At 63.4% G+C, this 12219-nt stretch carries 11 protein-coding genes; all 11 read right to left on the reverse strand.

Translation table 11 applies throughout. The features are described 5' to 3' along the window. Window positions 1-34: 34 nt before the first annotated feature. The 11 genes from HWY05_RS29585 to HWY05_RS29635 all read right to left on the reverse strand — a co-directional run bounded on the left by HWY05_RS29585 (window position 35) and on the right by HWY05_RS29635 (window position 12212). Window positions 35-1528: a DHA2 family efflux MFS transporter permease subunit gene (locus HWY05_RS29585; RefSeq protein WP_176060536.1), complete on the reverse strand. Its 1494-nt coding sequence runs from the start codon at window positions 1526-1528 to the stop codon at window positions 35-37. A gap of 185 nt (window positions 1529-1713) precedes the next feature. After that, window positions 1714-2391 (reverse strand): glutathione S-transferase, encoded by a 678-nt coding sequence (locus HWY05_RS29590; protein WP_035560115.1) that lies wholly within the window; start codon window positions 2389-2391, stop codon window positions 1714-1716. Window positions 2392-2491: 100 nt separating this feature from the next. Further along, the gene (locus HWY05_RS29595) at window positions 2492-4132 is read right to left on the reverse strand and encodes an AMP-binding protein (RefSeq protein WP_176060639.1); all 1641 of its coding nucleotides are present in this window, start codon (window positions 4130-4132) and stop codon (window positions 2492-2494) included. A gap of 101 nt (window positions 4133-4233) precedes the next feature. Then, a complete protein-coding gene (locus HWY05_RS29600; protein ID WP_035560106.1) occupies window positions 4234-4629 on the reverse strand; it encodes a RidA family protein in 396 nt (131 codons plus the stop codon). Then, window positions 4626-5069: a thioesterase family protein gene (locus HWY05_RS29605; RefSeq protein ID WP_176060537.1), complete on the reverse strand. Its 444-nt coding sequence runs from the start codon at window positions 5067-5069 to the stop codon at window positions 4626-4628. Before HWY05_RS29605 ends, HWY05_RS29600 begins: the two co-directional genes overlap by 4 nt. After that, the gene (locus HWY05_RS29610) at window positions 5066-6274 is read right to left on the reverse strand and encodes an acyl-CoA dehydrogenase family protein (RefSeq protein WP_035560100.1); all 1209 of its coding nucleotides are present in this window, start codon (window positions 6272-6274) and stop codon (window positions 5066-5068) included. Before HWY05_RS29610 ends, HWY05_RS29605 begins: the two co-directional genes overlap by 4 nt. Window position 6275: 1 nt before the next feature. Continuing rightward, window positions 6276-7127, reverse strand: a complete 852-nt coding sequence (locus HWY05_RS29615) for an enoyl-CoA hydratase family protein (protein ID WP_176060538.1) — start codon at window positions 7125-7127, stop codon at window positions 6276-6278. Between the two features lie 27 nt (window positions 7128-7154). Next, complete coding sequence (locus tag HWY05_RS29620) at window positions 7155-7712, reverse strand: MarR family transcriptional regulator (protein WP_035560094.1); 558 nt, start codon at window positions 7710-7712, stop codon at window positions 7155-7157. Next, on the reverse strand, window positions 7709-8491 hold the full coding sequence (locus tag HWY05_RS29625) for an SDR family NAD(P)-dependent oxidoreductase (RefSeq protein WP_176060539.1): 783 nt from the start codon (window positions 8489-8491) through the stop codon (window positions 7709-7711). The genes HWY05_RS29620 and HWY05_RS29625 overlap by 4 nt, the downstream gene beginning before the upstream one ends. After that, on the reverse strand, window positions 8488-10860 hold the full coding sequence (locus tag HWY05_RS29630) for a bifunctional salicylyl-CoA 5-hydroxylase/oxidoreductase (protein WP_176060540.1): 2373 nt from the start codon (window positions 10858-10860) through the stop codon (window positions 8488-8490). The genes HWY05_RS29625 and HWY05_RS29630 overlap by 4 nt, the downstream gene beginning before the upstream one ends. Before the next feature lie 50 nt (window positions 10861-10910). Continuing rightward, complete coding sequence (locus HWY05_RS29635) at window positions 10911-12212, reverse strand: aminotransferase class V-fold PLP-dependent enzyme (protein WP_176060541.1); 1302 nt, start codon at window positions 12210-12212, stop codon at window positions 10911-10913. Between the last annotated feature and the right edge of the window lie 7 nt (window positions 12213-12219).

The raw sequence follows: 12219 nt of genomic DNA on the forward strand, positions 1-12219 counted from the left end.
GATTGCGCTTTTACGACCGTTCGGATGATCGAACTCAGGAGTTCTGCGCCGCCGCTTTGCTCTCCGGGACAGATGAACGCGCTGACGGCGCGGCATCGTGTCCCGGTGTTGCGTCCGCAGCAGCTTGCTGACCGGGACGCAGCAGCAAACCACCCAGCACACCCGCCGATGCCGCGAAAATCGCGCCGAATAGAAACGCGAGGTGATAGCCGCTGTTGAGCGCCGCGACCGCGCCCTGCGATGCCTGCATCGTGTCGCTGCGTGCGGCGGCGAGACTCGCCAGCACCGCGAGACCCAGCGCGCCACCCATCATGAACGACGTATTGACGATCCCGGACGCCAGACCCGAATCGCTCGGATCGACGTCGCTCATGGCGGCCAGCAGCATGGGATTGAACGCGATGCCGGCGCCGAAGCCGAGCAGGATCATGCCCGGCATCACGTCGATCACGAAACTGCCGCCCACTGGCGCGCGCGCGAACAACGCGAGGCCGCACGCGGCGACCAGCAGGCCGACCGCAAGCGGAATACGCAGGCCGAAGCGCATCACCACCCGCGCCGATAGACCCAGCGAGAAGAAGGCCATGATCAGATTGGCGGGCAGAAAGGCGAGTCCGACCTGCAACGGCCGGTAGCCGAGCACACGTTGCAGATACAGCGCCGAGATGAAGAACCACGCGAACATCGCGGCGGCCCACAACACGCCGACCACGTTCGCGGTCGCGACATTGCGCAAGCGGAACAGCCCGAGCGGCATCAACGGATGCTGGACCCGTGCCTCGATCACGAGGAACACGGCGAGCAGCGCCAGCGCCGCGAACAGCAAGCCGAGCGTCTGCACGGAGGTCCAGCCGGCCTCGTTGCCGTTCACCACCGCATAGACGGCGAGCATCAGCGACGCCGTAACCGACACCGCGCCCGCTACGTCGAGCCGTTCGCCGTGAGCATGACCGCGCGCGGACGGCAGTAACGCGACGCACAGCGCGTAGACCGCAATGCCGATCGGCAGATTGACGAGAAAGATCCAGTGCCAACTCAGCAGATTGGTCAGCAGTCCGCCGAGCAAGACGCCGATACTGCCGCCGCCCGCGCACACGAAGCCGTACACGCCCATGGCTTTGGCGCGCTCGTCGGGTTCGGTGAACAGATTCATGATGAGCGACAGCGACACCGCCGACACGATCGCACCGCCCAAACCCTGCACGGCACGCGCGCAGACCAGCAGCCCCTGCGAGTTCGCCATGCCGCAAGCGAGCGATGCCAGCGTGAACAGCGTAATGCCGCCGAGAAACAGCTTGCGATGGCCGTACAGATCGCCGAGCCGCCCGCCGAGCAGCAGGCAACCGCCGAAGGTCAGCATGTACGCATTGACCACCCAGACCAGCGACGTTTCGCTAAAGCCGAGATCCGCCGCGATGGACGGCAACGCGACGTTCACGATCGTCGTGTCGAGCACGATCATCAGCACGCCGAGGCACAGAACGATCAGCGCCAGCCAGCGTTGCCTGCCGTGGATGGAATGGGTCATGCGGGGAACTCCTGTGCCGCTCCCGACCGGCTTTTTGGGGATGCAACCCGGCCGGTTCGCGCGGATAATGGACTGGCCGCCGCTTAGCGCAAGAAACGCCGGCAACCCGTTGATGACAATAGGAATTTCAGTCTAGCACCCGCCACTTTCGCGCCACAACTACGAGTTTCTGGGTGCTGCGCCGATCAGTCGCCGCCGATGATTTCGTACTTGCCGCCGCGCTCCAGCGCACGCTGGTAAGCCGGCCGCGCGTGAATGCGCTTCAGGAAGCCGGTGATCGCGGGAATCTGGCCTTCCATGCCGCCGCGCGCGGTGGCGGCTTCGAGCGGGAAGCTCATCTGCACGTCGGCGGCGGTGAAGTCGTTGCCGACGAACCAGCCGGTCGCGCTCAACTCTTTATCGATGTAGCCGAGATGCAACTTCAACTGCGGGTCGATAAAGGTCGATTGCAGCGTCGCGGCGATCTTGCGGGCAATCGGCTTCGCGAAGAACGGCATCGGCGCACTGGCAATGCGCAACGCCACCAGCTTCAACAGCAGCGGCGGCATGACCGAGCCTTCCGCATAGTGCAGCCAGTACGTGTAGCGCAGATGCTCGGGCGTGCCCGGCGCCGGCGCAAAGCGGCCCTGGCCATATTTGCCGATCAGATATTCGATGATCGCGCCCGATTCGGCGACGGTCTGGCCGTCGTCGGTAATCACGGGCGATTTGCCGAGCGGATGCACCGCACGCAGTTCGGGCGGCGCCAGCATGGTCTTCGGGTCGCGCTGGTAACGCTTGATCTCGTACGGAACGCCGAGTTCTTCGAGCAGCCACAACACGCGTTGCGAGCGGGAGTTGTTCAGATGATGGACAGTCAGCATGGGTCGAGGAACGGTAGCCAGTGGAGTGTCACATCATAGGGGTGTTGCGCAGAGGCGGGGCTCTAGTTACGCCTCTGGATTCGACGCCGCTGCGTGAGGCTTATGCCATGGACCGCAATTCGAAGCGTTTGAGCTTGCCGGTTTCGGTACGTGGCAGCGCGCCGACGAAGCTGATGACGCGCGGGTATTTATACGGCGCCACGCTGTTTTTCACGAAATCCTGCAACAGGGCGACCAGCTTATCGTCCGGCGCATGACCGGGATTAAGCACCACGAACGCCTTGACGATCTGCCCGCGCGTTTCGTCGGGCACGCCGATCACGCCGCATTCGGCCACCGCCTCGTGTTGCAACAGCACGCTCTCCACTTCGGGACCGGAGATGTTGTAACCGGCGGAGACGATCATGTCGTCGGCGCGCGCCTGGTAGAACACGTAGCCGTCTTCGTCGAGATAGACCGAATCGCCCGGCAGATTCCAGCCGTCACGCACGAACTTCTGTTGCCGGTCGTCGGCGAGATAGCGGCAGCCGGTTGGGCCACGCACCGCGAGTTTGCCGATCGTGCCGGGCGCGACCGGTTGCATGTCGTCGTCGACGGCTTGTACGACGTAGCCCGGCACTGCGCGGCCGATTGCATGCGGGCGGATCGTGTCGCCCTGCGCGGAAATGAAAATGTGGATCAGCTCGGTGCCGCCAATGCCGTCGATCATGTCGATGCCGGTCGCGTCGTGCCACAGACGCCGCGTCGAATCGGGCAAGGCCTCGCCCGCCGAGACGGTTTTCTTGAGCGTCGATATGTCGTGATGCGCGACGAGCGGCGCCATCTGCCGGTAGAACGTCGGCGCGGTGAACATCACGGTCGCATGAAAGCGCTCGACGGTTTGCAGCAGCGTTTCCGGCGTCAGTTTTTCGATCAGCACCGTGGATGCCCCCACGCGCAGCGGGAAGCACAACAGCCCGCCGAGCCCGAACGTGAACGCGAGCGGCGGCGTGCCGCAAAAGATATCGCTCGACGTCGGCTTGAGCACATGACGCGGAAACAGATCGCACATCGCCACGACGTCGCGATGAAAGTGCATGCAGCCCTTCGGCGCGCCGGTCGTGCCGCTGGTGAAGGCGATCAGGCAGACATCGTCGGCGGCGGTATCGCAGGCGGTGAAATCGTCGGGCTTGTTGACCGCCAGCGTGTCGAGTGAATCGGCGGCGTCGTCGTGAAACAGGCGCGTTTGCTTCAGGCCCGCGCAGTAGAACTCGTCCTGCGGATCGGCGCAGCGCGCCAGTTCCTGGGTGAGGCGCGCGTCGCACAACGCCGCGCCGACCTGCGCTTTCTCGATGATCTGCTTCAACTCCTTGGCGCGCAGCAGCGGCATGGTCGGCACTACGACCAGCCCGGCCTTCAGCGCCGCGAGCGCGGTGACCGCCATATGCAGCGTGTTGGGGCCGCGTAGCAACACCCGGTTGCCGGGCTGCAAACCCATTTCATCGACCAGCACGTGCGCGCTGCGATTCACCCGCGCCAGCAATTCGCCGTAAGTCGTGGCGTGCGGCTTGCCGTCCACTTCCGACCAGATCGCCGGATGGTCGGCATGGCCCGCTTCGATGCTTCCGTCGAGCAGCTCGGTCGCGCAGTTCAGCCGCGCGGGGTAGGCCACGTCCGGGTTGTCCAGCAGAAAGACAGGCCATTGATCCTGCGGCGGAAGATTGTCGCGCGCGAAGGTATCGACGTGTGCTGACGGTTCCATCATGGTCTCCGGGGCGGTGAGCCGGCTGAATGCGCTTCGGTGGGCTTGGTGGGCTTTCTCGTGCTGCGTTTGCGTGTTGCTTTCGGAGGCTTCGTACGGCGTTACTGCGGAATCACCGCGGTCGCTTCAATCTCGACCTTGGCTTCGTCTTCGATCAGCGCGACGACCTGCACCGCGCTCATCGCGATGTCGTAGTCGCCGATCAGCTCGCGAAACGCGCGGCCAATGTCTTTCAGCGCCGCGAGGTACTCGCGTTTGTCCGTGACGTACCACGTCATTCGCACCAGATGCTCCGGCTTGCCGCCCGCTTCGTGCAGCACGGCCACCACGTTCTTGAGCGCCTGGATGGCTTGCGCCGCGAAGTCGCTGGTCTGGAAAAGCGCCTGTTCGTCCCAGCCGATCTGACCGGCAATGAACACTTGCGTGCCGGTGGCCGCGACGCCGTTCGCGTAGCCGCGGGGTTTGATCCAACCGGCGGGGAGAAGAGCTTTTTTCATGAGCGATGCGCCTCGATGGAGTCGGGCTGAGGGGCGAACGCCGCGAGCGCGCTCGCGATGTCCGGGGGAATGTCGATAGAAACGTTGCGATCGAGCGAGGTTGTCACCAGCACCTGTTTTGCGCGGAACCGGGTTTCGCCGTTGCAATGGCCGACAATCTCGATGGAGATCGAGCGCCGGCCGATTGCTGCGACATTCAGCGTCAGCGTGATCGTTTCGCCCATCTGGCTCGGCCGCGAAAATTCGCAGTCGAGTTTGACGATCGGCAGGCCGACGCGGCGCTGACTGATCATCTGCGCGTAGTCGACGCGCAGGCCTTCGTTGAACCAGTCTTCGACCAGCGCGTTGGTCATCACCAGATACTGCGGAAAGAACACGATGCCCGCCGGGTCGCAGTGCGAGAAGCGGATACGCACGGGCCTTTCGAAAGACGCGTTCATTTCGTGCTTCCCTTCGCGGCGTCGGCGGCATGCGCCTTCAACAGATCGCGGCCGATGATCAACTGCTGCACCTCGGTCGCGCCTTCGTAAATTCGCAGCGCACGAATCTCGCGATACAGCATCTCGACGGCCGTGCCGCTCTGCACGCCCATGCCGCCGAACAGTTGCACGGCCGCGTCGATTACTTGCTGCGCGCCTTCGCTTGCATGCCACTTCGCCATGGCGGCTTCGCGCGTGACGTTTTCGCCTTGATCGCGCAACCAGGCGGCGCGGTAGACGAGCAGCGCGCTGCTGTCGATCGTCAACGCCATCTGCGCGAGCTTGGCTTGCGTCAGTTGAAAATCGCCGAGCGTCTGGCCGAACATCTTGCGCGATGACGCGCGCGCGAGGCCTTCCGCCATGGCATGACGCGCGAATCCGAGCGACGCGGCCGCCACCGATGTGCGGAAAATATCCAGCGTGCGCATCGCGAGTTTGAAACCCTCGCCAGGCGCGCCGAGCATCTGGCTGCGCGGCACGCGTGCGCCCGCGAAATGCAGGCGCGCGAGCGGATGCGGCGCGATCACGTCGATCCGTTCGGCGATTTCAAGCCCCGGCGTATCCGCATCGACGATAAACGCCGTGATGCCGCGTGCGCCCGGCGCTTCGCCGGTTCTGGCGAACACCACGTAGAAATCGGCGATGCCGCCGTTCGAGATCCACGTCTTGTCGCCGTCGAGCACGTAAGCGTCGCCGTCTTCGCGCGCGGAGAGCGCCATGGCGGCGACGTCCGACCCCGCTTCAGGCTCCGACAACGCGAACGCGGCGAGCGCCGTGCCATTGGCGACGCGCGGCAAGTAACGGGTTTTTTGTTCATGCGTGCCGCCGAGCGAAATGGCGCCCGAACCGAGGCCTTGCATCGCCAATGCGAAGTCCGCGAGACCCGAATGTTTGGCGAGCGTTTCGCGCAGCAGGCAGACGGCGCGTGTGTCGATCGTATCGCCGTGGCCGCCGTAGGCCACGCCGCCCACGCCGTATTTCAGCCAGCCGGCAGCGCCGAGTTCACGCACCAGGTGGCGGCAGGTGGCGTCGACGTCGTCGTGCGATTCATGGCCGAGGTTCGCCTGGCACCACGTTTCGATACCCGTGGCCAGTTCGCGGTGACGCGGCTCGAAGAACGGCCACGCCAACGCGCTATGCAGATCCGTATGGTTATCGGCGCTCAATTCAATCTCCTTCGAACACCGGACGCGATTTCGCGGCAAACGCGCTGTACGCGCGCTCGAAGTCGCGCGTGCTCATGCAGATCGCCTGCGCTTGCGCTTCGGACTCGATTGCTTCGTCGATGCTCATGCTCCATTCCTGGTGCAGCATCTTCTTCGTGATGCCGTGCGCGAAGGTCGGGCCGGCGACCAGATCGGCGGCGAGTTTCCGCGCTTCTTCAAGCAGCGCGGCGGGTTCGCACAGGCGGTTGTAGAACCCCCATGCGTGACCTTCTTCACCGCTTGCCGAGCGACCCGTGAACAGCAATTCGGCGGCGCGCCCCTGACCGATGATGCGCGGCAGGATCGCGCAAGCGCCCATATCGCAGCCGGCCAGGCCGACACGCGAAAACAGAAACGCGAGCTTGCTGCGAGCGGTGCCAAGACGCATATCGGACGACATCGCGAGAATCGCCCCCGCGCCGGCGCAGATACCGTCGACGGCGGCGATGATCGGTTGCGGACAATGACGCATGGCTTTGACGAGGTCGCCGGTCATGCGCGTGAAGAGCAGCAGTTCCGGCATCGGCAGATCGATCAGCGGCGCGATGATGTCGTGCACGTCGCCACCGGAGCAGAAGTTGTCGCCCGCGCCGTGAATCACCACGGCCTTCACGTCCGTCGCGTAGCTCAGTTGGCGGAACAGATCGCGCAACTCCGCATACGATTCGAAGGTCAGCGGGTTCTTGCGTTCGGGGCGGTTCAGCGTGATCGTCGCGACCTTATCGGCGACGTACCAGCCGAAGTGCCGCGCCTCGTAACCGGCGAGCGTCAGGCGGTTGCCGGCTAGCAGCGCGTCGGCGTTGGATCGTGTCATGGGTGTCTCCAGGGTCGGCGGTGCGGTTCAGTCTTTCAGCGTGTCGAGCAAGTGTTGCTTGAGCTTGCCGAGACGTTGATGGGTCCGCGATTTTTCGTCGAGGCTCAGGCCGCCGAACAGTTCGACGACCCACTGTTCGTGCGCGACCGCCATCCGGTCGAACGCTTTACGGCCGGCGGGCGTCAGGCACACGCTGATCGAACGGCGATCGTTCGGATCGTTGTCGCGCGAAACGAGCCCTTCTTTTTCGAGCTGGTCCGTAATGCCGGTGACGTTGCCGCCCGTCACCATCAAACGGCGCGACAGCTCGGTCATCTTCAGGCCTTCGGGATGACGCTCGAGTTGCGCCATCAGATCGAAGCGCGGCAACGTGGTGTCGAATTCGGTCCGCAAGCGCTTGCGCAGTTCAGCCTGCACGAGGTTGGTGGTGGTCAGCATGCGCAGCCACAAACGCAGACCCATGTGGCTATCGGCGCCCGTACTCATTTCGAGGTCCACGACGTTCTCCGCGGGTTTGGCGACGCCTTTGCGCGGCGGTTTCGACTCGCTTGCCGCGGTTTTCTTGAGATTCGTTGACTTGGTCACATGACTTCTCCACCGGAGATGGAAAGGGATTGCCCCGTGATCGCGTCCGAACCGGGCTGGCACAGCCAGAGCACGGCGTCGGCGACTTGTTGCGGACTCACGAAGCGACGTTGTGGATTCGAGCGCAGCAGGGTGTCGCGCGCCTGCTGTTCGGTGCGCGAGGTTTTGCTGGTGATCTGTTCGAGCGAGGCGTGCAGCAGTTCGGTTTCCGTGTAGCCGGGGCAGACGGCGTTCACGGTGATGCCTTTGGTCGCGACTTCGAGCGCGAGCGAGCGGGTCAGGCCGATCACGCCGTGTTTCGCGGCGCAATAGGCGGTCACGTACGCGTAGCCGATTTGTCCCGCGGTACTGGCGACGTTGACGATGCGCCCATGGCCGCGTTCGAGCATGCCGGGCAGCACCGCGCGCGTGCCGAGAAAAACGCCGGTGAGGTTCACGTCGAGCATGCGCTGCCACAGCGCCATGTCGGTGTGTGTGAACGGTGCGGCTTGCGCCTGACCGGCGTTGTTGACGAGGATGTCCACCGCGCCCGCTTGCGCGAACGCATTCGCGACGGATTCTTCCTGCGTGACATCCACGCTGATGCAGGTCACGTCGCCGAGCGCCTGACATTGTTCTTGCTGTGCCGCCAGCCGTTCCGCGTTGCGGCCCATCAGGGTGACGCGCGCGCCGGCGCGCAGCAGCGTTTGCGCTACAGCGGCGCCGATACCGCTGCCGCCGCCGGTCACCACCGCATGTTGTCCGGCGAGCGTTGTCGAGGTGAGCGTGGCCGTATTCACGTGGTGCCCTCAGCGCGTTGCGCACGTTCTTGCGGCGAGAGACCGGCGTTCGCCGCCGCTTGAGCACGCTCGCGTTCCAGATTGCGTTCGAGTTGGGACTTCGCTGCCGTGTATGGCTTCGGCCACATCACATCGAAATAGCCTATTTTTGCGGCCTCGTTCAGCGTCCACGCCGGATTCGCCAGATGCGGGCGCGCTATCGCGCACAGATCGGCACGGCCCGCCGCGATGATGCTGTTGACGTGATCCGCTTCGGAGATCGCGCCGACCGCGATCGTCGCGATGCCGGCTTCGTTACGCACGCGGTCGGCGAACGGCGTCTGGAACATGCGGCCGTAGACCGGTTTTTCCGCTTTGCTGACCTGACCCGACGAGACGTCGATCATGTCGGCGCCGGCGGCCTTGAAGGCGCGGGCGATCTGCACGGCGTCGTCCGGAGTCGTGCCGCCTTCCACCCAATCGTTCGCGGAAATACGCACGGAAATCGGCTTGTCTTGCGGCCACACCGCGCGGATTGCTTTGAAGATTTGCAGCGGATAACGCAGACGGTTCTCAAGCGAGCCGCCGTATTCGTCGGTACGCTGGTTGGTCAGCGGCGACAGGAAACTCGACATAAAGTAGCCGTGCGCGCAGTGCAATTCGAGCCAATCGAAACCGGCTTCGGCGGACATTTGCGTAGCGCGGACGAATTGCGCTTCGATCTCGCGCAGTTCTTCAGGCGAGGCTTCGTGCGAATGCTGACTGACGCCCGGCAGATACTGTTGCGGCGACGCCGAGACGAGCGGCCAGTTGCCGTCGGCGAGCGGTTGATCGATGCCGTCCCACGCGACACGCGTCGAGCCTTTCGCGCCGGAATGGCCGAGCTGAATGCCGATCTTCGCATCCGACTGACCATGCACGAGATCGACGATGCGTTTCCACGCGCTCAGATGGTCGGGCGCATACATGCCGGGACAGGCAGGCGTGATGCGCGCTTCGGGCGACACGCAGGTCATTTCCGTCATGACGAGCGCAGCGCCGCCCATGGCGCGCGCGCCGAGGTGCATCAGATGATAGTCGCCGGCAATACCGTCGACGGCCGAGTATTGCGCCATCGGCGATACGACAACACGGTTTTTCAGCGTCACGCCACGCAGCCTGAAGGGCGTGAACATTGGCGGAACGGAATGCTTTTCGGGCGCGCGTTGTACGCCCGAACGCTGGGCGAGCCAGTCTTCGAATCCCGACAGATACCCCGCGTCGCGTTCACGCAGATTTTCGTGCGAGATGCGCTGCGAGCGCGTGAGCAGCGAATATGCGAACTGTTCCGGCTCGAACGCGGTGTAGCGGTCGACGTGCTCGAACCATTCTGTCGAATTGCGCGCGGCGTTCTGAATCCGCAGGACGTCGATGCTGCGCACGTCGGTGTAGTGCTGCAACGCGGCGGGCAAGTCGCCGGGATGCGCGCCGATACTGTTGGCGAGTTCGATCGAATCTTCGAGCGCGAGCTTGGTGCCCGAGCCGATCGAGAAATGCGCGGTGTGCGCGGCGTCGCCCATCAGCACGACCGGTGTTTGCGAGCCGTCTGCGTTGTGGCGCCAGTGAACCCATTCTTCGTTGACAACACGCGGAAAGCGGATCCATTGCGACGACCCGCGCAAATGCGTGGCGTTCGACAGCAGCGGGTTGCCGTCCAGGTACTTGGCGAACAGCTTTTCGCAGAAGGCGATGCTGTCTTCCTTGCTCATCTCGTCGAGACCGGCGGCGCGCCACACGCGCTCCGGCGTTTCGACGATGAACGTGGAGGTCTGATCGTCGAAGCGATACGCGTGGGCCTGGAACCAGCCGAATTCGGTTTCTTCGAACGCGAAGGTGAAGGCGTCGAACAGTTTTTTGGTGCCGAGCCAGACAAAGCGGCAATCGCGCATGTCGATGGCGGGCTGGTAGGTGGCCGCGTACTTTTGACGGACCGCGCTGTTGGCGCCGTCGCAGGCGACGATCAGGTCGGCTTCGTAGACGGCGTCGTCGGTGACCTGGGTTTCGAACACGAGTTTGACGCCGAGCGCTTCGCAGCGCGCCTGCAGGATATTCAACAGACGCTTACGGCCAATACCGCAGAAGCCGTGACCCGACGAGCGGATCTGCTCGCCGCGGAAGTTGATCTCGATGTCGTCCCAGTGGTTGAACGCGTCGAGGATCGCGTCGGCGCTGGGCGCGTCGGCCGCGCGCAGGTTGCCGAGCGTCTGGTCGGAGAACACGACGCCCCAGCCGAAGGTGTCGTACGGGCGGTTGCGCTCCACGACGATGACTTCATACGCCGGGTTCCGGCCCTTCATCAACAGGCCAAAGTACAACCCGGCTGGGCCGCCGCCAATACAGACGATGCGCATGCTTGTTCTCCAAGGGGATTCCGCCTGGAGATAATTTAGGCCTAGATAGTTTAGATGTCAAGTAAATGTGATGGTGGAGGTAGACGTGCCAGCTCTTCCGTGACCGCGAGGAAGCGAGCGACATCGCGAGGCTCGTGGCAATGTAACGGCGAAATTCGCACCGCGCCTTCCAGGTTAAATGATCTGAGCATACGTCCCGAATAGGGACTGGTCCCGATGCGCTCATACACAATCACGCCGCGTTTCTCGTATTCGCGGACTGCAGCCGTGGGATCGAGGCCGTCGAAGCCGATGCCCACGATAAGATCGCGCTTCGTCAGATCCGCGTGGTCCCAGAACACGTTCACGCCGTCGATTGCTCTGAGTCCGCGCTGCCCCTCCGCACCATCCAGAAGCATCGAGAGCAACGCACGCTCGTGGCTCTCGATGTGCTGCATGCCTTGTGCGAAGAGTTCTCGCCGATCGCCGGAGTCGCTGACCTGCTCGCCGATCCACGCGACGTAGTCGACAATCGCGCTCACTACCGCAAACTGCGCCGGCGCGGGACTGCCGAGTTCCCACACGCCGTTCTCTTTTGCTTCGAGCCGATGATGCGGCAACTCCGCCATTCGCTTTGACAGCCACGCAATGCCTGAACCTCGGCAGCCGAAGAACTTGTACGGTGCGAAGTTGATGCCGTCGACCGGCGTTTTCTGAAGGTCGATCACCGCGTGCGGCGCATGCTGGACGGCATCGACAATGATGAACAAGTCGGGGTTCTTCGCGCGCGCGCCTTCGACGATCGAAGCAATGTCGAACTTCGCACCTGAAATGTTCGAGGCATACATCACACTCAGCAGCGCGGTATCTGCGTCGATGAGTGAAACGATTGCATCGACATCGACACCGCCGGTTGCAGGATTGCTCGGTGCAACGCGCAACTGCTTGCCTGTGCGCTCGCAGTAGAGCTTCATGGCATCGAACGAGGACGGGTGTTCGAGAATCGTCGTGACCGCGTTCGTGCCGGGCGTGTTTTCCATGACTGCGCGCACCATGTCGAACATGGCGGCGGACGCGGTCAGCGACATATAAATGCTACCGCCGCGAGCGTTGAGAATATGACGAATATCCGATTCTCCACGCGTCTGAATGTCCTGAAGGTATCGCGCGCGTTCATGGATGCGCTCGGGACAATCGGGCAGCGCATCGATGCTCGCGAACGCTTCGGATGCGGCTTTGAGCCGAAACGATCCACCGGCGTTGTCGAAGAAAAGACGCTCGCTTTCGTCCACGTCGTGATTGATCCAATGAAAACGCGCTTTGATCTCTTCCATGACGGATGAGGAAAAGAACTGCCCTTGGTTGCTGCTCATGTGACCT

It is taken from the genome of Paraburkholderia sp. BCC1876, assembly GCF_902833695.1.
Classification (GTDB): Bacteria; Pseudomonadota; Gammaproteobacteria; order Burkholderiales; family Burkholderiaceae; genus Paraburkholderia.

Excerpts from the sequence above, each read along its gene's own strand:
- HWY05_RS29630 (WP_176060540.1), bottom strand. The coding sequence starts at position 10,860 with ATGCGCATCGTCTGTATTGGCGGCGGCCCAGCCGGGTTGTACTTTGGC.
- HWY05_RS29635 (WP_176060541.1), bottom strand. The coding sequence starts at position 12,212 with ATGAGCAGCAACCAAGGGCAGTTCTTTTCCTCATCCGTCATGGAAGAG.
- HWY05_RS29615 (WP_176060538.1), bottom strand. The coding sequence starts at position 7,127 with ATGACACGATCCAACGCCGACGCGCTGCTAGCCGGCAACCGCCTGACG.
- HWY05_RS29605 (WP_176060537.1), bottom strand. The coding sequence starts at position 5,069 with ATGAACGCGTCTTTCGAAAGGCCCGTGCGTATCCGCTTCTCGCACTGC.
- HWY05_RS29590 (WP_035560115.1), bottom strand. The coding sequence starts at position 2,391 with ATGCTGACTGTCCATCATCTGAACAACTCCCGCTCGCAACGCGTGTTG.
- HWY05_RS29595 (WP_176060639.1), bottom strand. The coding sequence starts at position 4,132 with ATGGAACCGTCAGCACACGTCGATACCTTCGCGCGCGACAATCTTCCG.
- HWY05_RS29600 (WP_035560106.1), bottom strand. The coding sequence starts at position 4,629 with ATGAAAAAAGCTCTTCTCCCCGCCGGTTGGATCAAACCCCGCGGCTAC.
- HWY05_RS29585 (WP_176060536.1), bottom strand. The coding sequence starts at position 1,528 with ATGACCCATTCCATCCACGGCAGGCAACGCTGGCTGGCGCTGATCGTT.